Annotated in this window: 17 protein-coding genes and 1 pseudogene; 13 read left to right on the top strand and 5 right to left on the bottom strand. The window is 61.4% G+C overall.

Annotation, left to right across the window (positions count from 1 at the left end; translation table 11 throughout):
* Positions 1-77: 77 nt before the first annotated feature.
* From PP263_RS12185 to PP263_RS12170, 4 genes are all read right to left on the bottom strand, one after another.
* The gene (locus PP263_RS12185) at positions 78-2,183 is read right to left on the bottom strand and encodes an ATP-binding protein (RefSeq protein WP_308363780.1); all 2,106 of its coding nucleotides are present in this window, start codon (positions 2,181-2,183) and stop codon (positions 78-80) included.
* A 37-nt stretch (positions 2,184-2,220) separates the two neighbouring features.
* Positions 2,221-2,910: a proteobacterial dedicated sortase system response regulator gene (gene pdsR, locus PP263_RS12180; RefSeq protein ID WP_308363779.1), complete on the bottom strand. Its 690-nt coding sequence runs from the start codon at positions 2,908-2,910 to the stop codon at positions 2,221-2,223.
* Between the two features lie 217 nt (positions 2,911-3,127).
* Positions 3,128-3,814: an OmpA family protein gene (locus tag PP263_RS12175; protein ID WP_308363778.1), complete on the bottom strand. Its 687-nt coding sequence runs from the start codon at positions 3,812-3,814 to the stop codon at positions 3,128-3,130.
* Between the two features lie 155 nt (positions 3,815-3,969).
* On the bottom strand, positions 3,970-4,110 hold the full coding sequence (locus PP263_RS12170) for a hypothetical protein (RefSeq protein ID WP_183462874.1): 141 nt from the start codon (positions 4,108-4,110) through the stop codon (positions 3,970-3,972).
* A 193-nt stretch (positions 4,111-4,303) separates the two neighbouring features.
* Between PP263_RS12170 and murJ the strand changes: the two genes are divergently transcribed.
* The 11 genes and pseudogenes from murJ to ispH (PP263_RS22725) form a co-directional block, all read left to right on the top strand.
* Positions 4,304-5,926, top strand: a complete 1,623-nt coding sequence (gene murJ / locus PP263_RS12165; RefSeq protein WP_308363777.1) for a murein biosynthesis integral membrane protein MurJ — start codon at positions 4,304-4,306, stop codon at positions 5,924-5,926.
* 206 nt (positions 5,927-6,132) lie between these two features.
* Positions 6,133-7,104: a bifunctional riboflavin kinase/FAD synthetase gene (ribF, locus tag PP263_RS12160; protein WP_308363776.1), complete on the top strand. Its 972-nt coding sequence runs from the start codon at positions 6,133-6,135 to the stop codon at positions 7,102-7,104.
* A gap of 109 nt (positions 7,105-7,213) precedes the next feature.
* Positions 7,214-10,018, top strand: a complete 2,805-nt coding sequence (gene ileS / locus PP263_RS12155; protein WP_308363775.1) for an isoleucine--tRNA ligase — start codon at positions 7,214-7,216, stop codon at positions 10,016-10,018.
* Complete coding sequence (lspA, locus tag PP263_RS12150; protein ID WP_308363774.1) at positions 10,011-10,526, top strand: signal peptidase II; 516 nt, start codon at positions 10,011-10,013, stop codon at positions 10,524-10,526. Before ileS ends, lspA begins: the two co-directional genes overlap by 8 nt.
* A gap of 1 nt (position 10,527) precedes the next feature.
* Positions 10,528-10,968 carry a peptidylprolyl isomerase gene (locus PP263_RS12145; RefSeq protein WP_308363773.1) on the top strand — a complete coding sequence of 147 codons (441 nt, stop codon included), beginning with the start codon at positions 10,528-10,530 and terminating at the stop codon, positions 10,966-10,968.
* A gap of 27 nt (positions 10,969-10,995) precedes the next feature.
* Complete coding sequence (gene ispH / locus PP263_RS12140; protein ID WP_308363772.1) at positions 10,996-11,928, top strand: 4-hydroxy-3-methylbut-2-enyl diphosphate reductase; 933 nt, start codon at positions 10,996-10,998, stop codon at positions 11,926-11,928.
* Between the two features lie 224 nt (positions 11,929-12,152).
* The gene (locus PP263_RS12135; protein WP_308363771.1) at positions 12,153-18,926 is read left to right on the top strand and encodes an RHS repeat-associated core domain-containing protein; all 6,774 of its coding nucleotides are present in this window, start codon (positions 12,153-12,155) and stop codon (positions 18,924-18,926) included.
* A 463-nt stretch (positions 18,927-19,389) separates the two neighbouring features.
* Positions 19,390-19,680, top strand: a complete 291-nt coding sequence (locus tag PP263_RS12130) for an IS66 family insertion sequence element accessory protein TnpB (RefSeq protein WP_308363770.1) — start codon at positions 19,390-19,392, stop codon at positions 19,678-19,680.
* Positions 19,680-20,036, top strand: a complete 357-nt coding sequence (gene tnpB / locus PP263_RS12125) for an IS66 family insertion sequence element accessory protein TnpB (RefSeq protein WP_308363769.1) — start codon at positions 19,680-19,682, stop codon at positions 20,034-20,036. Before PP263_RS12130 ends, tnpB begins: the two co-directional genes overlap by 1 nt.
* Before the next feature lie 26 nt (positions 20,037-20,062).
* The gene (locus PP263_RS12120) at positions 20,063-21,637 is read left to right on the top strand and encodes an IS66 family transposase (protein ID WP_308368608.1); all 1,575 of its coding nucleotides are present in this window, start codon (positions 20,063-20,065) and stop codon (positions 21,635-21,637) included.
* A 175-nt stretch (positions 21,638-21,812) separates the two neighbouring features.
* Positions 21,813-21,923, top strand: a pseudogene (gene ispH, locus PP263_RS22725) (4-hydroxy-3-methylbut-2-enyl diphosphate reductase); the annotation flags it as partial.
* Between the two features lie 74 nt (positions 21,924-21,997).
* Here ispH (PP263_RS22725) and PP263_RS12110 read toward each other — a convergent pair.
* The gene (locus PP263_RS12110) at positions 21,998-22,522 is read right to left on the bottom strand and encodes a GspH/FimT family protein (RefSeq protein ID WP_308363768.1); all 525 of its coding nucleotides are present in this window, start codon (positions 22,520-22,522) and stop codon (positions 21,998-22,000) included.
* 197 nt (positions 22,523-22,719) lie between these two features.
* Here PP263_RS12110 and PP263_RS12105 point away from each other — a divergent pair, with 197 nt between their 5' ends.
* Entirely contained in the window at positions 22,720-23,259 is a 540-nt protein-coding gene (locus PP263_RS12105; protein ID WP_308363766.1) for a GspH/FimT family pseudopilin, read from the top strand.
* 10 nt (positions 23,260-23,269) lie between these two features.
* Positions 23,270-23,716, top strand: coding sequence for a type IV pilus modification protein PilV (pilV, locus tag PP263_RS12100; RefSeq protein WP_308363765.1), 447 nt, complete (start codon positions 23,270-23,272; stop codon positions 23,714-23,716).
* Positions 23,717-23,731: the final 15 nt, after the last annotated feature.

Raw genomic sequence — 23,731 nt, 5'->3', positions numbered from 1 at the left:
TGAGCGAACGGGCTCCGGCATCAGGCCGCCACGGCTTGCCCGGAGGGCACCGGGAGCCGGGGGCCCGGAAGGGAAGATCAGCGCGGCAGCCCCAGGGTGAAGACCACTCCGCTGCCATCCTCCCGATCCGCGGCGCCCAGGTGGCCGCCGTGGAAATCGGCGATCAATCGGGCGATATGCAGCCCCAGCCCCAAATGGCCGGACCTGCCGCCGTCGTCGCGCACCGAGACCAGCGAGTCGAACAGCTTGTGGGAGAAGCCCTTTGGCAGGAGGGGCCCGTCGTTGCTGACCGAGAGGCGGTATTCGCCGCTTCCCCGGGCCAGCGCCAGCTGTATTTCGCTTCCCGGCGGTGCGAAGCTGCAGGCGTTGTCCACCAGCTTGTCCAGTAACTGGGCCAGCAGCTCCGGTGCGCCGTGGGCAGGCAGTTCGCCTGCGGGCTTGTCCAGGGCGAAGCGGTGATGTGGTTGGGCATCGGCGTAGCTCTGTACCAGCACTTCCAGCAGATCCGCCAGGTCGAAGTCCTGTTTATGGCGAGCTGAAGGCTCCGTTTCCGCCTGCTGGATGCTCGCCTCCAGGTGACTGGCGGCGGAGAGGCTGTTGAGTATCCCGGACAGCCGCGCGCCTCCCTCCATGGCCCGCTCCGCGTAGCGGCGGCTGTCGCCGTCCAGTTCTCCTGCGGTCAGGTTGTCCAGGGACGAGCGCACCACCGCCAGGGGGGTGCGCAACTCGTGGGAGAGTTTGCCGGCCAGGGTGCGCAGGTACTGGTGGTACTGGTCCAGTTCCGCGAGCAGGCTGGCGAAGGCCCGGTTCAGCGCTCCTATCTCATCTCCCAGGCGGGCGCGGGGAAAGTCGCCGCGCAGCCTGCCGCTGGCATCCACGGCGTTGCGCGCCGCCCGGTGCAGCCGGCGGATGCGCCAGGACAGCCAACTGGCGTAGCCCAGCAACAGCAGCAGCGCGGTACCGGCGGCGGCGCAGGTGACCAGCCACAGGCGGTGGGCGGCGGAGCCGGTCAGGGATTGCAGGGCGTCACCAGACTGCATGGCGATCACCCGGCCCAGGAGTGGGCGCTCGACGATGTCGTCCGCACGGGTGATCACCGGTGTGCTCACCGCGCCGATCCGGCTGTCCCGCGGGCCGCGAAACCACTGCTGGGCGGTGGTCCGGCTTTCGATCATCGACTGTGGCAGTCCTTCTTCGGGAGCCGGGGGCAGTGTTTCCCGCGCCAGCAGACGCCGGTAGATCCAGTTGCGCAACCAGTGCACATCGCCGCTATCGGTGTCTGCCGATTCAACCTGGCCGGCGGAGGCGAGCAGGAAACCCTCGCTGTCCACCACCGCCAATTGCAGTTGCGGGCGGGCGAAATGCTCCAGTTCCGCCTGCAGCGGAGCCAGGGGCTGCACCAGTTTGCCCGGAAGTCCGTCCGCGGGCAGGGTGCCGGCGCTGCGCTGCGGGGTGCCGCCATCGCTGGCGTCGCGGTCCTCGACGACGATTGCCAGCTCGCCGCCGGTCAGGGTGTAAGGAAGCGCCAACTCCAGTTGGTAGCCACCGGCGGAGGCGGTCCAGCGGCCGCGCAGGCGCAGCTCGCGCTCGCGGGTGCCGCGACGGAAGTTGTGCCACAGGGCGTGGGCGGCGCCCTGGCTGGCCACCGGCAGGGTGTAGTGATTGGTTGCTGTATACAGCTGGATGGCGTCGCCACTGGCGAGCAGGCCTGTGCGAGGGTCGTGGTGGCTGGGGGTCTTGTCCAGCACAGTGAGCAGCAGGTAGACCCGTTCGCCAAATCGGCCGAGGGTGACGCGGGCCAGGGGTTCGCCGCCGGCGTCTGCCAGGGTTCGGGGGTGGAGTCGCCAGTGGCGCCAGTCGTCGCCGTAACCGTCCACGACCGGCGCCTGATCCAGCGGGTTCAGGTAGAGCTGTGCCCCGGTGGGGCGCCCCTGGCGCTCCGGGTCCGGCGCGATCAGTTGCGGCGCGCTGGCGAGCCTGGCGGCCACGGCGCTGGCGGTGGCTTCCAGCGCCTGTATCTGCCCCTGGGCGAGGGCGCTGTCCACCTGCCGCAGGTACTGGCAGCCGGCCCAGGGCAGAGCCAGGGAGACCAGGCTCACGAGCAGGAGTTGGCGGCGGAGTTTCATGGTTTTGCTGTTGCCGGGAGCGCCGAGCCCCAACTCGGCAACGTTGCACACAGCCATCCGCCATATACCGAGCTGGGGCTCGGCGCTCCCCGCGTTACACCTGCCACCGGTAACCCATACCGTAAGCAGTGCCGATGGCGTCAAAATCCTTGTCCAGCACCTGGAACTTGCGCCGGATACGCTTGACGTGGGAGGTGATGGTGTTGTCATCCAGCACCACCCGCGCGGCCTCCATCAGCTGGCTGCGGGATTTCACGTGACCAGGCCTTTTCGCCAGGGCGTGCACTATCCAGAACTCGGTGACGGTCAGGTCCACAGGCTCGCCGCGCCAGCGGCAGTGCAGGCGGGAGATATCCAGGTCGAGGTGGCCCTGGGCGAGGGTCTCGCCGTCGTCGCTCTGGTCCCGCAACACGCTCACCCGGCGCAGCAGGGCGTTGATGCGCGCCTGCATATGGGGCAGGGAGATGTCCTTGGTCAGGTAGTCGTCGGCGCCCAGGCGCAGCCCTGAGATGATGTCCAGTTCGGAGTCCCGCGCGGTCAGGAACAGGATCGGCAGGGTGGGGGCCATGGCGCGCAGTTCCCGGCACAGCTCGAAACCGCCCTCGATCTCCGCGCCCAGGCCGACATCGATCACCGCCAAGTCCGGCAGTCGCTGGCGGAAGGCACCCAGGGCTTCGGGGCGCGAGCTGTAGAGGTCGACCCGGTAGCCGCTGCGGCGCAGGGCGTCGCGGTAGTTCTCGGCGATGGCGCGCTCGTCTTCGACGATGGCAATGGTGGCAGTCATATGGAATGCGGAATGGTGAATGCGGAATGACGAATGATGCCTTATTCACGCGGAATCAAAAAGGCGGGCGCAGAGTGCCCGCAAGGTACAGCAAGTACAACAGGGGTTCGGACAAGAGCGAGTCGAGAGGGATTTGCAGTCCTATGTGCTCTTTAATGCCGTGGTCCCGGGTCCCGGGTCCCGGGTCCCGGGTCCCGAGCTCCGCGGTCCCGGGGGTTTAAAAATTCCCGGCCATGGACTCCGGCAGGCTGAAGTGGATATCCACGCGGCGCTCCAGCGCGTAGGCGTCCGCGTCCCCGCGGGGGGCCTGGGACTGGCTGGCGCCCAGGGCGCGGCGGTTGATGCGGCCGGAGTTCACACCGAAGGTCTCCAGGGCGCGCTGCACGGAGAGGGCGCGCTGGTCGGAGAGGACGTTGTTGTAGCCGTCGCTGCCGCGGGGGTCGGCGCGGCCCTCCAGGTGCACTTCGACCTGCGGGTGGCGCTGGAGGAAATCCGCCAGCGCAGACAACTGGTGTAACTGCCCCTCCTGCAGTTGGTCGTCACCGGTGGTGAACAGCAATTGGAATTGGAGGGAGTCCACAGCCAGCTCGCTGGCGTCGTTGGCCGACAGGCGGGCTGCGTCCAGTTGTTGCGCCAGAGTGCTCAGCTCTGCGCGGCTTTCGGTGAGTTGTGATGCCAGCATAGTCGCCTCTTCTGCCTGTTCAATCTGCTCGCCCAGCCAGGCCCCGCCCAGGGCGCCGGCGATAAATCCCACCGGGCCTCCCACGGCGGCGCCCGCGATGGCGGCGCCGGTGAATACGGTGGCCTGTTTGGCCTGTGTCAGTTTCGATCCCTGGAATTCCTCTGCCTGGGCGCCGGTGGTGATCAGGGAACCCAGAGCTACGGCCATCAGTGCTTTTTTCATGATTTGTCTCCTTGCGGTCTTTTGTGTCTCTCGATCTGGGCCAACTCTGTATTCCGGCCCGGTCGAGGCTTATTTAAAAGCCGCAAGACGGCACTGGCGTGGCGCCAGTGGGACAAATCTGCGCTCAATTGTGGCGAAATATGGCGGTGGGGATGTCAGCGGTATCGGCGGCGGTAGCGGCGGTCCCGGGGGGCTTCGATGCGCACGCGCACACGTTGGGGACGGGGTCCGAGCGCTACTGCGGCATACAGCAGAATTGCCAGCGCCAGAGCGATAATCAGTGCGTTGATGGTCATCCGTATCTCCTTACGCCGCCAATCCATTGGGACGCGCCACTAGCTCACTGTGAGTATAGTGTCCGTATACGTTTCCAGTAGGGAGCTGGGCCGGGCCACGCCAGGCCGGGCCACGCCAGGCCACCCCTGGCCGGGCCGAATTGCGGTAGACTTGCCGGCCACCGAACAGTGACCCGATTAAGGAAAGCCCGTTTTGTCCCAGCCCCCAGACACGCCGCAGAAGCCCAGCGAGAAGTCCGGCGCCGCCAGGCTGCTGCACGGCAGTTCCATCGTCGGGGGCGCCACTTTCCTGTCGCGGATCGCGGGCCTGGCGCGGGATATCGTGGTGGCCCGCTTCGTAGGCGCCAGCGATGCCGCCGACGCCTTTATCGTGGCCTTCAAGATTCCCAATTTCTTTCGCCGCCTGTTCGCGGAGGGGGCCTTTGCCCAGGCGTTTGTGCCGGTGCTGGCGGAGTATCGCAAGCGCGGCGGCATCGCCGCGGCCCGTGAGCTGAACGACCGGGTGGCCGGGGCTCTGGGAGGCTCTCTGCTGGTGGTCACCCTGTTCGCGGTGGTGTGCGCGCCGCTGGTCACTGGATTGTTCGCCTTCGGCTGGTGGTGGCACGGCTCCGAGCAGGAAAAGTTCGCCCTGGCCACGGATATGCTGCGCATCACCTTCCCCTATCTGATGCTGATATCCCTGACCGGTTTCGCCGGTGCGGTGCTGAACAGCTTCGACCGCTTTGCGGTGCCGGCTTTGACACCGGTATTGCTCAACCTGGTGCTGATTGCCGCCGCCACAGTGGCCGCGGGGTGGTTCGATCCGGCGGTGCTGGCCCTGGCCTGGGGAGTGTTCGCCGCCGGGGTGGTGCAGTTGCTGTTCCAGGTGCCTTTCCTGGTGCGCCAGGGACTGCTGCCGCGGCCGCGCTGGGACTGGGAGTACCCGGGAGTGCGCAAGATTCTGCGGCTGATGGCGCCGGCGATCTTCGGTGTGTCAGTGACCCAGATCAGCCTGCTGCTGGACACTTTTCTGGCCTCATTCCTGCCCAGCGGCAGTGTCAGTTGGCTCTATTATTCCGATCGCCTGACTGAGCTGCCACTGGGGGTCTTCGGCGTGGCGGTGGCCACGGTGATCCTGCCCAGCCTGTCCCGCCAGCACGCGGACGGCGATCCGCGGCGCTTCCGCCACACCCTGGATTGGGCCCTGCGCAGCGTGACCCTGATCTCGCTGCCGGCGGCGGTGGCGCTGATCGTGTTGGCGGAGCCGCTGCTCACCACCTTGTTCCTGCACGGCGACGAGATGACCGTGCGGGATATGCAGATGGCTGCCTGGTCCCTGCGCGCCTACTCCCTGGGATTGCTGGCCTTTATGTTGATCAAGGTGTTGGCCCCCGGTTATTTCGCCCGCCAGAATACCTATACGCCGGTGCGTTTCGGCCTGATCGCCATTTCCGCGAAGATGGTGCTGAGCCTGGTTTTGGTGATTCCTCTCAACTACTACTTCCGGCTCGGACATATGGGGCTGGCCCTGGCCACCGCGGCGCAGGCGGCGATCAATGCATGGCTGTTGTACAAGGGGCTGCGCCGGGACGACGTCTACCGCCCGGAGGCCGGCTGGGGCCGCTATCTGCTGCGCCTGCTGTTGGCCAACCTGGCGATGGTGGCGCTGCTGCTGGCGGCGCTGCACTACTGGCCGGAGTGGAGCGACTGGTCCTGGTGGCAGCGGGCCTGGCGGATGGGCCTGCTGGTGGCCGCCGGCGCCGGCACCTATGTCCTGGTGTTATTGGTATCGGGGTTGCGACCGCGCCACTTTAGCGGAATGGGGAATGCGGAATGATGAATGCGGAATACGCGGCGCGGCTTGTGTGCCATGGTGGTGGCTCGTGGCCGCGATCATCCCTCCCTGGAGCCGCCCCGTGGCCACCGGCCTTCCGGATCGGTAGAAGCCTGACCGCGCATTCCGCATTCATCATTCATCATTCAGCATTCCCCCCTTAATCCGCTATACTGCGCCGCTTGTTTTATGAGGATGGGAAGAGCACCTTGGCCCCCGAGCGCGAACTGATTCGCGGGTTGCACAACCTGCATCCCCGGCACCGCCGCTGCGTGGCCACCATCGGCTCGTTCGACGGTGTGCACCTGGGCCACCAGGCGATTATCGCGCAACTCAACCAGCGGGCGCGGGAGTCCGGGCTGCCCTCGGTGGCGGTGATCTTCGAGCCTCAGCCCCACGAGTACTTTTCCGGCGAGCGCGCGCCGGCGCGGCTGATGCGCTTCAAGGAGAAGGTGCTGGCGCTGTTCGGCGCCGGGGTGGACCGGGTGCTGTGCCTACAGTTCAACGAAAAGCTGCGCAACCTCAGCGGCGAGGCGTTTATCCAGCGCATACTGGTGGACGGCCTGGGAATCAGGCATCTGGTGGTGGGCGATGATTTCCGTTTCGGCTGCGATCGCAGCGGCGACTATAAGCTGTTACGAGAGGCCGGTGTCGACGCCGGCTTCTCGGTGGAGGACACAGCCACGGTGGAAGTGGCGGGCGCGCGGGTGAGCAGCACACGCATTCGCGAGGCGCTGGAGGACGGCGATTTCGCCCTGGCGGAGGCGCTGTTGGGCAAGCCCTACCGGATTACCGGGCGGGTGGCCCGCGGCCGCGCCCTGGGCCGGCAGCTGGACGCGCCCACCGCCAATGTGCGCCTGCACCGCTACCGCTCGCCGCTGGTGGGGGTGTACACGGTAAAGGTGCGGCGCACCGACGACAGGCCGCTGTTGGGGGAACGCAGGGAACTCGCCGGCGTGGCCAATGTGGGCTTCCGTCCCACGGTGGAGGGCGAGGGCGCGCAGCCGCTGCTGGAGGTGCACCTGTTCGATTTCGACAGCGACCTGTACGGCCGCGAAATCGCTGTGGAGTTTTGCCACAAGTTGCGCGACGAGGAGAAATTCGCCTCCCTGGAATTATTGAAGGCACAAATCGCCGCGGATATCCGCGATGCCAAAGAGTGGTTCGCCAATCACCCCTAAGGGTGAAAAAAGTAGGATGGGCAAAGTGCAGCGTGCCCATCAAAACCGCCGAAGATGGGCACGTCGCTGCGCTCCTTTGCCCATCCTACAGAGCTAAGCAATACACCCGATGACCGATTACAAAACGACCCTGAACCTGCCCCATACCGAGTTTCCCATGCGCGGCAATCTGCCGCAGCGGGAGCCGGCGATTTTGCAGAAGTGGCAGCAGGGCAAGCTCTACGAAAAGATCCGCGCGGCGCGCGCCGGTCGCGAGCAGTTTATCCTGCACGACGGCCCGCCCTACGCCAACGGTGATATTCATATCGGTCACTCGGTCAACAAGATTCTCAAGGATATTATCGTCAAGTCGAAAACCCTGAGCGGCTTCGACGCCCCCTACGTACCCGGCTGGGACTGCCACGGCCTGCCCATCGAGCACCGGGTGGAAAAGAAAATCGGCAAGGCCGGCGCCAAGGTGGACTACAAAACCTTCCGCCAGAAGTGCCGCGACTACGCCGCCAAGCAGGTGGAGGGGCAGAAAAAGGATTTTATTCGCCTGGGCGTGTTCGGCGACTGGGACAATCCCTACCGCACCATGGATTTCCAGTTCGAGGCGGACATCGTCCGCGCCCTCGGCCGCGTGGTGAAAAACGGCCACCTGGCGCGCGGTTTCAAGCCGGTGTATTGGAGCGTGGTGGGCGCCTCTGCGCTGGCGGAGGCGGAAGTGGAGTACCAGGACAAGACCTCCTACTCCATCGATGTCTGCTACCCGGTCACCGAGGAAACCGCGCTGGCGATCGCCGACGCGGCCGGTGGCCATGCGGGCGACGGACCACTCTCCGTGGTGATCTGGACCACCACTCCCTGGACCCTGCCGTCGAGCCAGGCGGTTTCAGTCAACGGCGAGTTGGAATACGTGGTGGTGCAGGCCGGCGATCGGCGCCTGCTGGTGGCCAAGGATCTGAAAGACGCGGTACTGGAGCGCGCGGGCCTGCAAGGCGAAGTGGTGGGCCATATCCGAGGCGCGGCACTGGAACATTTGAAACTGCACCACCCCTTCTACGACAAGCTGGTGCCCATCGTGCTCGGCGACCACGTCACCACCGACGCCGGTACCGGCTGCGTGCACACGGCCCCGGACCACGGCCCGGATGACTTCGTGGTGGGCAAGAAGTACGGTATTGATACGCTCAATTACGTGGATGAGAACGGCGTCTACCGCGACAGCGTGCCCATTTTTGCCGGCGAGCACGTGTACAAGGTGGACGAAAAGATCGTCGCACTATTGCGGGAAAAAGGCGTTCTGTTGCATCAGGACAAGCTGGTGCACAGCTACCCCCACTGCTGGCGCACCAAGACGCCGCTGATTTATCGCGCGACGCCCCAGTGGTTTATCAGCATGCAGCAGAACGACCTGCTGGATCATGCTCGGAAAGCCGCGGACGAAGTGCGGTGGATTCCCGGCTGGGGCAAGGCGCGCATCGATGCCATGCTCGACGCCAGCCCGGACTGGTGTATTTCCCGCCAGCGCACCTGGGGCGTGCCCATCGCGCTGTTCGTGCACAAAGAGACCCACGAGATTCACCCGGATACCCCGGCGCTGATGGACAGGGTTGCCGAACTGGTGGAAGCCGGCGGTATGGATGTGTGGTTCGACCTGGACCCGCGCGAACTGCTGGGTGACGACGCGGAGCACTACCAGAAAGTCACCGACACCCTGGATGTGTGGTTTGATTCCGGTGTCACTCACTACGCGGTGCTGGAGCGCCGCGACGGCCTGCGCTTCCCCGCGGACCTGTACCTGGAGGGCTCCGACCAGCATCGCGGCTGGTTCCAGTCCTCGTTGAAAACCTCCATCGCCATCAACGATGCCGCGCCCTACAGACAGGTGCTCACCCATGGTTTCACCGTGGACGCCCAGGGCCGCAAGATGTCCAAGTCCATCGGCAACACAGTCGCGCCCCAGGACGTGATCAACAAGCTGGGCGCGGATGTGCTGCGTCTGTGGGTGGCGGCCACCGATTTCAGTGGCGAAATGGCGGTATCCGAGGAAATTCTGAAGCGCACCGCCGACTCCTACCGGCGCTTGCGCAACACCGCTCGCTTCTTCCTTTCCAATCTTGCGGGCTTCGATCCGCAGAAGGACCTGTTGCCGGAGGGGGAACTGCTGGCGCTCGACCGCTGGGCGCTGGACGCGGCCGCGCGTCTGCAGGACGAAATAATCGCTGCCTACGACAACTACCAGTTCCACCAGATCTACCAGAAGTTGCACAACTTCTGCGTGGTGGAGATGGGCGGTTTTTATCTCGACATCATCAAGGACCGCCAGTACACCACGCGGGACGACAGCGCCGCGCGCCGCTCGGCGCAGACGGCGCTCTATCATATCGTGCAGGCGTTCGTGCGCTGGATAGCGCCGATCCTCAGCTTTACCGCCGAGGAGTTGTGGCAGTTTATTCCCGGCAACAACCGCGACAGCGTATTTCTCGAGGAGTGGTACCCACTGCCGAAACTGCCCGCGGACGCCGCCAAGGGTGCGGACTACTGGGCCGCCATCGCCCGGGTCAAGACCGCAGTGAACAAAGTGCTAGAAGAACAGCGCGGCGCCGGAGCACTCGGCGGTTCCCTGCAGGCGGCGGTCACCCTGTTTGCCGACGACGACCTGCGGGAAAAACTGTGCGAACTGGAAGACGAGCTGCGCTTCGTGCTGATCTGCTCCTCCACTTCGGTGCAGAGGCTCACGGACGCCGCCGGCGCGGAGGCCACCGAGCTGGCCGGACTGAAAGTTAATGTGCACCGGGTGGACCACCCCAAATGCGCGCGCTGCTGGCACTACCGCGAGGATGTGGGGGCCGACCCGGCACACCCGGAAATCTGTTCCCGCTGTGTGGAAAACGTCGCGGGCGAGGGTGAGGTGAGACGCTATGCGTAAAATCCTGATGCCGCCCTGGCGCTGGTACTGGCTGGCGCTGGTGGTGATCGGCCTGGATATCGCCACCAAGGTGTGGGCAGTGGAGCAGTTCCGCTTCGGCCCGCCGTTGCAGATTATTCCCGGCCTGCTGCAATTCACCTATGCGGAAAACACCGGAGCCGCGTTCAGTTTTCTCGCCGACGCCGGCGGCTGGCAGCGCTGGTTCTTCGGCGCCATCGCGCTGGGCTTCAGCGCTATGGTCAGCGTATGGCTGTGGCGCCTGCCGGCGGCGAAGCGCTGGGAGCCTTTTGCCCTGGCGCTGATTCTGGGCGGCGCTCTCGGCAACCTTTGGGATCGGATGCTGCTGGGTTATGTGCGGGATTTTATCTCCGTGTATTACGGCAGCTGGAGCTTCCCGGTATTCAATGTGGCGGACATGGCCATCAGTGTCGGTGCCGCCATGCTGGTGATCGAACTGCTGTTCTTCGCCGAACGCGGCAAGGACTCGAATGAGAGTGCGGAAGTCTGAGATGAGCAACAATGTGATCGGCGAACACAGCCGGGTGACCCTGCATTTCAGTCTGCAACTGGACGACGCCACCGAAGTGGATTCGACCTTCGAGGGCGATCCGGCCACCTTCCTGGTGGGCGATGGCAGCCTGCTGCCGGGCTTCGAGCGGGCGCTTTTCGGGCTGAAAGCCGGGGATGAGGCGGAGATAGAAATATCCCCGGAGCAGGGCTTCGGCCAGCGCAACCCAAGCAATATCCAGAAAGTGCGCCGGGACCACTTTTCTCCGGATATCGAACTGGAGCCGGGTCTGGTAGTCTCGTTCGACAACGGTAGCGGCGAACTGCCCGGGGTGATCCGCGAGGTGGGCGACGATGAGGTCACCGTGGACTTCAATCACCCGCTGGCCGGGCAGACACTGAACTTTCACGTAAAAATCATCGAGGTTGCCTCGGTACAGTAGGAGCCTGCTTGCAGGCGAATTGACTCCATGCAAATACGTCTCGCCAACCCCCGCGGCTTCTGCGCCGGCGTCGACCGCGCCATCGATATCGTCAATCGCGCGCTGGACGTGTTCGGCGCGCCCATCTATGTGCGCCATGAGGTGGTGCACAACAAATTCGTGGTGGACAGCCTGCGCGAGCGCGGGGCCGTATTCGTGGACGAACTCTGCGAAGTGCCCGACGACGTGATCGTAATCTTCAGTGCCCACGGTGTATCCAAAGCCGTGCAGAAGGAGGCCGCGGATCGCGGCCTGCAAGTCTTCGATGCCACCTGTCCGCTGGTCACCAAGGTGCATATGGAGGTGAGCAAGTTCAGCACCGAAGGCAGCGAGTGCATCCTGATCGGCCATGCCGGCCACCCGGAGGTGGAAGGCACCATGGGCCAGTTCGACACCGGCAGCGGCGGTGCCATCTATCTGGTGGAGGACGAAAAGGATGTAGCTGAGTTGAAGGTTAAGAACCCCGACAATCTCACCTACGTCACCCAGACCACCCTGTCCATGGACGACACCGCCCGCGTTATCGACGCCCTGCGCGCCCGCTTCCCCAATGTCCGCGGCCCGCGCAAGGACGACATCTGCTACGCCACCCAGAATCGCCAGGACGCCGTCAAGCAACTGGCCCTGGAATGCGACCTGGTGCTGGTGGTGGGCAGCCCCAACAGCTCCAACTCCAACCGCCTGCGCGAGCTGGCTGAACGCTGCGGTGCCAGCGCCCAGTTGATCGACGGCGCCGCCGATATCGATCCCGCCTGGCTAAACGGTAAACAGTCCATCGGCATTACCGCCGGCGCCTCCGCGCCGGAGGTGCTGGTGCGGGAAGTGATTGCACGTTTGCAGCAGTTGGGCGCGGATTTGCCTGAGGAGATGGCTGGGCGCGAAGAAAATATCCGCTTCTCCCTGCCCAAGGAACTGCGCTAGCCCGGGACCGCGGAGCTCCAGCTCCGCAAAGCGGGTCGCAGGCCCGCCAAAACTTCCCCACCAGCCAAAGTTTGGCGCCAAATTTATCTTCCAGACCCCACAGCCTTGGCAATTTTGGCGCCTATGTGATTACATTCACATTCTTTCCTCTGCCGCACTTCGGCATAGTGATTTTCATCCGGCGATTTGCCGGATACTTTTTTCAGGGACCGATTGGGGGAACCATGCCGCACTTCTTTTCTCTGGCCCGTCGTCTGGGCCGGTTATCCTCTCGTTTTGCTTTTTACCTGCTCTGTGGCCTGATCATGGCCCCGGCTTTCACCGCCGCGGCCCAAGCCGACACCTACACCCTCAACGGCCCCGAAACCTTTACGCGCCCCTTCGGTCCTCCGTTACGCGAAACCCGTACTTTCACCGCCCCGCATGCGGGGAGTGAATACCAATTGCGGGTACAAAACGGCACCGAGCGCGGCCTCGATTATGTGCTCTGCCGCTTGCACAAACTGTTTAAAAAGCACAGTGAGAACTGCACAAAGCCGGTCAGGAATGGGCGCATCCTGGTCAACGGCGAGGAGATTGTCTCCGCGGCCGAATTGCGGCGAGCCGGTGGCCGCCTGATTGAGAAAACCGTTGCGCTCGAAGAAAACAATAGTTTGCTCGTCGAAATCAAGGGCGCCCCGGGCAGCAGCTTTACGGTGGAGGTACTGGGATTCGACGAAACCCTTCCGCAAATCCAGGCCACGATAACGCCCGTTGCCAACACCAACGGCTGGCACAGCAGCGACGTCACCGTCACCTTTACCTGTACTGACGCGGGCAGCGGTATCGAAAGCTGCAGCACTCCAGTGACAGTCAATGAAGAGGGCGCCGGCCAAATCGCCACAGGCACAGCGGTGGACAATGCCGGCAACAGCGCGAGCACGGAAGTCACAGTAAACCTGGATAAGACCGCGCCGCTGGTATCCATAGCGGAACCTGCGGACGGTGCCCAAGTGGACAACCAGCGCCCGGAAATCCTGCTGGCCTTCTCCGACAACCTCGCGCTGGACACCGCTTCCGTGCAACTTCTGGTCAACGGCGCCGCCGCCGGCTGTACTGTGGACAGCGGCTCCGCCACTTGCCTGCCGCAAAGCGACCTGCTTCCCGGAGAGGTGACGCTCGCGGCGTCCGTCATCGACCTCGCCGGCAACAGCGCCAGCGCGGAAAGCGGCTTTACGGTAGCCGACGGCAACGGGGGCAATCCCGGCGACTTGCCCCCGGACCCGGAGGAGGTGGCCACGCCGATAGACACCACCGGCATCTCCAGCCTCAAGAGCACCACCGAGTTCCTCTACACCGGCAACAACCCGATACAGACCGGCATGGAACCGGAAACCATCGAGGAGCGCCGCGCCTCGGTGATCCGCGGTCTCGTGCGCGATAAGGACAACAACCCACTGCCCGGCGTCACCATCACCATCAAGGACCACCCGGAATTCGGCCAGACCCTGAGCCGCGAGAGCGGCGGCTTCGACATGGCCGTCAACGGCGGCGGCTTCCTGGTGATTAACTACGAGAAGCCGGGCTTCCTCCCCGCCCAGCGCCGGGTCAAGAACCCCTGGAACGACTATGCACTGGCGGAAGACGTGGTTCTGATCCCGCTGGACGACCAGGTCACCGCCATCGACCTCACCGACGGCAGCCAGCCCTTCCAGGTTCACCGGGGCAGCCTGCAGACCGACGACGATGGCAGCCGCCAGGCCACCATCCTCTTCCCCGCCGGCGCCACCGCCACCATGACCCTGCCCGGCGGCAGCGTGACATCCATCGACCAACTGAGTGTGCGCGCCACCGAATACACCGTCGGCGAAAACGGCCCCGAAACCATGCCCGGCCCATTGCCGCCCACCAGCGGCTACACCTACGCGGTGGAACTCAGCGTGGATCAGGCCATCGCCGCCGGCGCCACCCGCGTGGACTTCAGCCAGCCGTTGCCGGTGTACGTGGACAACTTCCTCGAGTTCCCAACTGGCACCATAGTGCCCGCCGGCTGGTATGACCGGGAAAAGGCTGCTTGGATACCCTCGGACAATGGTGTGGTGGTCGAGATTATTGGCATTGTCGACGGTCTCGCCGAGCTGGATGTGGATGGCAGTGGCATTGCCGCCGATGTCACCGCGCTGGGTGAGCTGGGCATTACCGATGCCGAGCGGCAGCAGTTGGCGCAGCTCTACCAGGTGGGCAAGAGCCTCTGGCGCACACCCATCACCCATTTCACTCCCTGGGACTGCAATTGGCCCTATGGCCCGCCGATGGATGCCGAGCGGCCTCAACCACCGGAGCCGGAAACCGATGAGCCGGAGTCTGAGCCAGAGTGTGAGGGGGGATCGATTATCGAGTGCCAGGGGCAGGTACTGCGGGAGCGGATTCCGGTTGTGGGCACGCCCTTTACTCTGAATTACCGCAGCGATCGTATGCGCGGGCGCAAGACCTATGCTGATATCCGGCTTACTGGTGACACGATTCCAGCTTCGCTACAGGAAATCGCGCTGGAAATTTCCGTAGCCGGCCGTGATTTCAGCTACAGCTTCGAACCACAGGCCGACCTCAGCTATCGCTTTAATTGGGATGGATTGGATTCCTACGGTCGAGAACTGGTGGGTAGCCATACGGCGAATATTCATATTGGTTATGTTTATGAGGCCGTGTACTACAAGCCGGACGAATTTGCTCGCGCATTTGCCAAGGCGGGTGAAGGGCCTGTCACCAATAATCGGGGCAGCGCAGTTGATGCACGACAAGAGGTTACCTTGTGGCAGTCAATGCAGAAGCGGTTGCAGGCAACTACTCCAAGAATGGGAGAGTTTGGAGCTTGGATTCTATCGCCGCAGCATACATATAAGCACATTGATCAAATGCTGATGCTGGGTGATGGTTCTGTCGTTAATCGGGAAGCGAGGGACGGTAGCATTATTGATACTGTCGCCGGCAATGATAATGGTGGGGGCTCGATTCGCGGTGATGGCGGCCCGGCTAGTGATGCTAGCTTAAGGTTCTTGCAAGGACTGACAACTGCCCCGGATGGGAGCTTCTATATAACTGATGATCATCTTATTCGAAAAATTGACCCAGATGGAATTATCGCTACAGTTGCGGGATCAATTAGCAATGGAGGTAGTATTCGTGGCTTTAGTGGTGATGGTGGTTTAGCTACTAGCGCGACCTTGAACGAGCCATTTGGTATAGATTACTGTGCCGATGGAAGCCTTTATATTGCGGATAAAAATAACAGTCGTATTCGGCGCGTCAGTCCGGTAGGTATTATTACCACTATGGCAGGAAACGGAGAACGGGGCTTTGGTGGTGACGAAGGTCCAGCTGCCGAAGCTAGCATGAATTCTCCATTTGATGTGGCTTGTGGTGATGATGGTAGCTTCTATGTAGCCGATACTAGGAATCACCGTATTCGTCGCGTCGATCCGAATGGCATTATTACGACTGTTGCGGGGAATGGTACGAAAGGCTTTTCCGGCGACGGCGGTCCAGCCATCAATGCCAGTTTAAGTTCCCCACAAGGTATTGCCTATGGCCCTGATGGCAACCTTTACATTGCTGATGCGGGCAATAATCGCATTCGCCGCGTTAGTGCAGATGGAATAATCACTACGATTGCCGGTAGTGGAGGATATGGGTTAAGTGGGGATGGTGGTCCCGCAATTGAGGCTGAGTTTAAGTCACCGGTAGGTATAGATTATGGAGCCGATGGGGCAATCTATGTTACAGATTGGAATGATAACCGTGTCCGCAGAATCGGGCCGGAAGGCATTATCGCCACAGTGGCTGGGATTGGTATTCCCAACGTGTGGGGTTTTAGCGGGGATGGAGGTCCAGCCACGCAAGCCTATATGACCTCGCCTACAGCCGTTGCCTACGGTGCAGATGGTTATCTATATACTGTAGATACATACAATTATCGCATTCGCCGCCTTACGAGTTCTGGCGGTCTGTCAGTTGGTGACCGTTTAGTTGCTTCTCAAAACGGCGCTCAAATATTCCATTTTGATGCGAGTGGTCGCCATCTGAATACCCACGACACCGCCACCGGCGCTCTCGTCTACCGCTTCCACTACGACGAAAACTACCTGCTAGTCCGCATCGAAGATGCTTACGATAACAACACCATCATTGAGCGCGACCCCGACGGCACGCCTCGCACTATAGTCGCCCCCGATGGCCAGCGCACAACACTGACACTGGACCCCAACGGTTACCTCGCCAGCGTCACCAACCTGGCCGGCGAAAGCTACACCATGGCCTACACCGAGGACGGCCTGCTCACCCGCCTCACCGATCCCAACCAGCACAGCTCCACCATGACCTACGATGAGGCAGGCTATCTGCTCACTGATATCAATGCGGAGGACGGCGGCTGGATCCTGCAAAAGGAAAGCCTTTCCCCCGGCCAGGAATACCGCATGACCTCCGCCGAGGGCCGCACCACCCGCTATCAGGTAATCCCGGAAAGCGTCGGCGGCCGCCGGCGTGTCAACATCCACCCGGACGGCACCGAGACAACAACCCTGTTCGGCACCGGCGGCGATGTGATTACCATCACTCCCGACGGCACCGAGAGCTACCGCAAGCGCGGCCCCGATCCCCGCTTCGGCATGGGTGCGCCAGTGCCGGAGAACGTCACCGTCACCACGCCCTCCGGCCTGGAGCAGGCGATCACCACCAGCCGCACCGCGGAACTGGAAGATAAGGCGGACCTGCTGAGCCACACATCTCTGGGGCAAACCGTCAGCATCAACGGCCGCACGACAACGGCCAGCTACAACGCTGAAACCCGCACCTGGCAGAGCACCACACCCGAAGGCCGCCAGAGCACCACAGCGCTCGATGAAAAGGGCCGCCCGGTGTCCCAACAGTCCGGCGGCTTGGCGCCCCTCGGTTCCAGTTACGACAACCGCGGCAGGCTGATTGTGTCTACGGCGGGCACAGGCACGGGTCAGCGCAGTGTAAGTTACGGTTACGGCTCCGACGGCTTCCTGGAAAGCATCACCGACACACTGCAGCGTACCACCCGCTTCGACTACGACCTGGCCGGCCGCGTCACCCGCCAGACGTATCACGATGGCCGCAGCGTCGGCTACCAGTACGACCCCGCCGGCAACCTGACCGCACTCACCCCGCCGGGGCGCGAGGCGCATATATTCAGTTACACCGACGTCAACCTGAAGGAAGACTACACCCCACCTGACCTGGACGGCGCGGAAACGGTAACCAGCTACCAGTACAACAAAGACAAGCAGCTCACCAGGGTAGAGCGCCCCGACGGCCGCAGCATCGCCTACGACTATGACGACGGCGGCCGCTTGGCTAGCCGCACCATCGCCCGCGGCAGCAACAGCTACGCCTATGACGAAAACACCGGCCAACTGAGCACCATCACCGCCCCCGGAGGCCAAAATCTCAGCTACAGCTACGACGGTTTCCTCCCCCTATCCGAAACCTGGGGCGGCAGCATCGCCGGCAGCGTCTCCTGGAGCTACGACAACAACTTCTGGCTCACCGAACAGTGCGTCAACACCACAAACTGTGTCAGCTACGGCTACGACCAGGACGGCTTGCTAACCCAGGCCGGCGTCCTGAGCCAGACCAGGGATGCCCAGAGTGGCCTGTTGACGGACTCAGTGCTGGGCAATATTTCCACCGAGTACGGTTACAACAGCTTCGGCGAACTACTCAGCGCCGAGACGGAAGTCTCAGGCGGCGCCCTGGCCAGCTTCGGCTACCAGCGCGACAGCCTCGGCCGCATAGGCAGCAAGACGGAAGCGCTTGATGGCAGCATCATTGCTGAAAGCTACGAATACGACACCGTGGGCCGCCTGGAATCTGTCACCCGCAACGGCGAAACCACCAGTTGGCAATACGACAGCAACGGCAACCGCACTCACGAAAATGGCCAACTCGTCGCCACCTACGACGAACAGGACCGCCTGCTCACATATAAGGAAGCCAGCTACAGTTACACCGCCAACGGCGAACTGAAGAGCAAGATCGAAAGCAGTGCGACAACCGGCTACAGCTATGACGAGCTAGGCAACCTGATCAACGTAACCCTGCCCGGAGACGTGCAGATCGAATACCTGATCGACGGAAGGGACCGCCGCATTGGCAAGAAGGTCAACGGCCAACTGATACAGGCCTTTCTCTACGAGGACCAGCTCAATCCAGTTGCCGAGCTGGACGACAGTGGGGATATAGTTGCCCGCTTTGTCTACGCCGAAAAAACCAATGTTCCGGCCTACATGATCAAAGGCGGAGCCACGTATCGCATTATCAGCGATCATCTTGGTAGCCCGAGACTAGTTGTCAATGCCGGTACTGGTGAAATCGCCCAGCGCATGGACTACGACGCCTGGGGCAATGTGATTGCCGATACCAATCCTGGGTTCCAGCCGTTTGGGTTTGCGGGTGGTATCTACGATCAGCACACTAAGCTGACTCGGTTTGGCGCTCGGGATTATGATGCGGAGACTGGGAGATGGACCGCAAAAGATCCAATCGGATTTTTAGGTGGGGATACGAGTCTTTATGGTTATGTAGGCAATGATCCTGTAAATCTAATAGACCCGAATGGTCAGATTATCTTCAGTGTTGCGGGTGCGGTAGTCGGTGCTGTAGTGGCTGGTGCTACCGCCGCTCTTCAAGGTGAAAGTCCATCCTCAATTATTAAACAGGCGGCCATCGGGGCATTGACGGGAGCGTTTAACCCTGCAAGCGCTGTGCTTCGAGGTGTTATGGCGCTGGCTGGTGAGGCTGCATCTCAGTCTGTGTCAGATGGTTTTAAGTGCGAAGGTTTTAATAAAGCCAGCTTACTGACGGCCGGGTTGTTGGGGGCAAAAGGTAAGGTCGCGCCAGCGGGAACATCCTTTAGAGATGCATTGAATCAACAAGCTCCAGGGGCAGCCAGGGATTCGGTGCTAACAGTGACTTCAGAAAAAGCGGCTCAGTAATGCAAGACGATAGCAGTGATAAATTGTATTGGGGATTTGCTTTTTTTATATGCTTGATGTTCGTGGGAGAAAGCTTGATTGATGAAAGGATGGATTTTCATGGTCGGTCAAGTCTTACAATCATTGCTAGTGACGAGCCCGCAGCGTATTGGGGGAGAATATTTGTTGTTTCTGCTCTTGGGCTTTATTCGTTGCGAAAGTTGCTAAAATAGAAACTATTCCAAATGGCTCTAAGGAACCTCTGAACAAGTTCATTTCGTCACTCCGGCGAAGGCCGGAGCCTAGAGAAATCAACGCGTTTCTGGATTCCGGTCTTCGCCGGAATGACGATATTCAGAGGTTCCCTAAAGTCTTTACAATTGCGCTTGGACTATTTTCTTTGTGTAAGCGATCAATAAACCCCATCTAAAACCAGACCCGCCTTCTGTATACGCTCCTGATTCTCAACGATCAGGAGATCCACATGACCGCACAGAGCAAATCCGATTTCTGGCAGCAGCACATCCGTGCCTGGAAGGACAGCGATCTTCCCCAGGCAGCTTATTGCCAGAAGCACGAGTTGAAGCTCAGCACCTTCACCTACTGGCGCAACAAGCAGAGCAAGTCCCGGCGTAAACTGATGCCGGTGTCGATACCGGCTCCGGATGCCACGGTGGAGCTGGCACTGCCCGGTGGCATCCACATGCAGTTGCCGGTATCGGCCCTGGAGCAAACCCTGCCGTTGGTCTGGCGCCTGCTACGGGAGCAGAGCTGATGCTGCGACCGCGGCAGTCGGCACAGGTCTACTTGTACATGGAGCCGGTGGATATGCGCAAGTCCATCGATGGTCTGGCTGCGTTGGTCGAGCAGGAGATGGATCTGTCCCCAGCTCTGGAAGCCCTCTTCGTATTCTGCAATCGCGGCCGGGACAAGATCAAGCTGCTGTACTGGGAACGCAACGGCTTTGTGGTCTGGTACAAGCGGCTGGAGAGACAGCGCTTCCAATGGCTCCGGGAAGATGACTTCCTCTACCACAAATGCAACGGCCGGGATCTCAACCAGTTGCTCAATGGCCTGAACATCTGGAGCCAAAAACCCCACCAATCTATCCAGTTTGACTCGGTGACATAGCCGGGAACTGCGATAAAATGGCGGCTATGAGTGAACTGGCCGCCGAGCAACTACCCGACGATGTCGATGCGCTGAAAGCGCTTCTCTTACAGAAGCAGCAGCGTATCCGCCTGCTCGAAGAACAGATCCTGTTGATGCAGGACAAACGCTTTGCCAGCAGCAGTGAACAGGCCCCAGGCCAGCTCGGCTTCTTCGACGAGGCAGAGAGCGAGGCCGATGAGAAAGGCCCAGAACCCTCCGCCTCGGAATCCGTCACCTACACCCGCAAGAAAGCTTCCGGCCGCCAGCCGATCCCGGCGGATCTCCCCCGGGCGCGTCGGGAGTATGACCTGTCCGAAGAGGAAAAGGCCTGCAACTGCGGCTGTCAGATGCAGGAGATTGGCGAAGAGGTCAGCGAACAGCTCGACATCATCCCGGCCAAGATCCAGGTGATACAACACGTTCGTAAGAAGTACGCCTGCAAAGCCTGTGAATCGGGCGTCAAAACCGCCCCATTACCGGCACAGCCCATCCCCAAGAGCAACGCCAGCCTGGGCCTGCTGGCCCAGATTACCGTGGCCAAGTACCAGGATGCCCTGCCGCTGGCCCGGCAGGAAAAGATCTTCCGCCGTATCGGCGTGGACCTTCCTCGCAACACCCTGGCGAGCTGGATTATCCGCTGCGGCCAACTGGCACAGCCACTGCTCAACCTGCTGGAAGACAGGTTGCGGGAAGGCCCGATCATCCAGTGCGATGAAACCCCGGTACAGGTACTCAAGGAGCCGGACAAGCCGCCCGAAAGCCAATCCTATATGTGGGTGCGTCTCGGCGGCCCCCCGAACGAGCAAGTGGTTCTTTACGCCTACCACCCCAGCCGCAGTGGGGAGGTAGCCCGCACCCTGTTATCCGACTTCAGCGGATACCTGCAAACCGACGACTACGCCGGCTACCATGCTGTGGGAGCAGCAACGGCCATCACCCACCTCGGCTGCTGGGCCCATGCCCGACGCAAGTTTATCGAGGCTCAGAAGGTTGCCAGCAGTAAGAGCAAAAAGACCAAGGACAAAAGCAAGAAGAATCAGCCCAGCAAAGCCGATATCGCCCTCAACTACATCGGCCACCTGTACGGTATTGAACGAAGAGGCAAGGACCTCTCCCCGGAAGAACGGCACCAGCTCCGCCAAACCGAGAGTCTACCCGTCTTGGATAAGCTGCAAAACTGGCTGGATAAAACCCTCCTCAAAGTGTTGCCGAAAAGTACTCTTGGCAAGACTCTGTCCTACCTGCGGAAAAACTGGGAGAAACTGTGCGTCTACGTTGAGGACGGTCGCCTCAGCATCGATAACAACGCTGCGGAGAACGCTATCCGTCCCTTCGTAATCGGCAGAAAGAACTGGCTCTTCAGCGATACCCCAAAAGGTGCGAAAGCCAGTGCAGGCTTGTACAGCCTGATTGAAACGGCGAAAGCTAACGGCCTTGAGCCTTACGACTATCTCCGCCACGTGTACGCCGAGCTACCGCAGGCAGAAACCGTAGAGGACATTGAGGCTCTGCTACCCTGGAACGCCAGGGCAGCAGAGCTATCAGAAAAGCGAGTTCAATCCGAGGGTGGGGGAGACTGATCGCTTACTTCTTTGTGTTGCGGAAGCCCCAGAGCCCGAGTGCATCCTGATCGGCCATGCCGGCTATCCGGAAGTGGAGCGACGGCTCCATCTATCTGGCGGAGGACGAGTAGGGTGTGGCCGAATTAAGGTGAAGAATCCCGACAACCTCACCCAGGCCACCCTGTTCACGGGCGACATCTGCTGCGCGACCCAGAACCGCCAGGATGCCGTCAGGCAACTGGCCCTGGAGTGCGACCTGGTATTGGTAGTGGGCAGCCCAAACAGCTCCAACTCCAACTGCCTGTTGTAGCGCGCCGCTCGCGGGCCGCAGGCCCGCCTGTAGGAGCTTGCTTGCAGGCGAAGAACTCTCCACGTCTGTCAGCTGTCGGGAGGGGAGCAGTCATTTGCATCCAGTTTACCGGTACGCAACCTCCCGCTGCGAAACAGTACCAGCGAATTCCCCTGGCTGTTGTCAGCAGTACAGACCTTAATGGTTCCTGCCTGAAAGGCTCCCATAGCCGACCCCACCTTCCGGCTCTCTCCAGTCCCGATGAACGACACATAATTGCTCACTGGCGCATTGGTCTCGAAGCGCACCGACTGCAATGACCCGCTGGAAAACAGAAGCTGTTCTCCGTCATCGAACACCCCGTTGTTGTTGTCGTCGGCAAACGCCTGCCATCCCAATTCCCAACTGCCCAGATTGCGCAACGTCACCCGCTGATTGCGACTCACCGCCGCGGTGCGGGCCAAATGAATAGCACTGCGCAGTTCCTCAGTGTTGGCCGCGAGCCGACTGTTCTGAATAATCGTGGAAAAACCGGGCAGACCGATAGCAAGCAGAATTGCCAGTACCGCCAAAGTGATAAGCAGTTCGAGCAGCGTCAATCCCTGTTCACGCATCTCGTCCCTCCTGGGCTTTTTGACTTATGTCTCAGTTTGGTTTCCGTTTGATCCTGTTATGTAGCCGCCTGTCGGATCTCCGTAGTTCGCCTGATAAAGCTCTGATAGGTTTCGGGGACTATAACGCCACCGTTGCGCGGGCATCCAGCCATGACCGTACAAATTTGATTAGTAATTAAGCAAAAATGAGCTGTCTTATGGGACAAAAACCACAGGTACTGCAAGGGCAGGGGGGCTTTACCCTGATCGAACTGATGGTAACCATCGCGGTGCTCGCCATTGTCGTCACCATCGCAGCCCCCAGCTTTACCACCATGATCCACAACAACCAGTCCGTGGCGCTGGGGGAAGAGCTGGTAACGGCCATCAACTTCGCGCGGGCGGAAGCGGTCAAGCGCGGGGACAATGTTTCCATCTGTGCCAGCAGCGATGGCACCACCTGTGGCGGCAACTGGACCCAGGGTTGGATTGTGGTTGCCGACAACGCCAGCGGTGCCGCGGCCCCCAACCCCGATGGCAATCCATTGCGCGCCTGGGAGGCGCCCAATGGCAATGCGGTGATTACCGTTACCCCCGGTTTCATCCGCTTTACCCGCCTCGGCACCCGGCCGCGTACCGCCGGCGCCGGCGACGTAACCATCACCTCCAGCGTCACCGGCTGCGGCAGCAACGCCGCCCGCACCATCACCGTCGGCCTGGCGGGCCTGATCAACAGCTCTCGCTCCGACTGCCAGTAGGGAGAACGAAATGCAGACAAATCACAGCCAGCGGGGCGCAACACTGATCGAAGTGATGGTCACCGTGCTTATCCTCTCCACTTCGCTATTGGGCCTCGCCGCCCTGCAGAACAAATCCCTGCAGTACAACCACAGTGCCTATTTGCGTTCCCAGGCGAATATTCTCGCGTCCGACCTGCTGGATAGAGCGCGTATCAACCGAGGCAATCTTGCCGGCTATAACCTGACGGTGGACGCCACCGTGACAGGCACATCCGTTGCCGACCAGGATCTGAGCGCGTGGCGCACCAATCTGAGCAATGCCCTCCCCAATGGTACCGGCGGCATCACCTGCAACAACACTGGCATCTGCACCGTGACCATCCAGTGGTCCGAGAAAGATGCCACCGGCGTGGCCGATGGTAATGGCCGGGTAGATAACAGCCTCAGCAGCTTTCAATACACAACAAGAATTTAATTTTAAGGGTTAGCG

This window comes from Microbulbifer sp. TB1203 (assembly GCF_030997045.1).
Classification (GTDB): Bacteria; Pseudomonadota; Gammaproteobacteria; order Pseudomonadales; family Cellvibrionaceae; genus Microbulbifer.
This window is presented reverse-complemented; position numbering and strand designations above follow the sequence as displayed.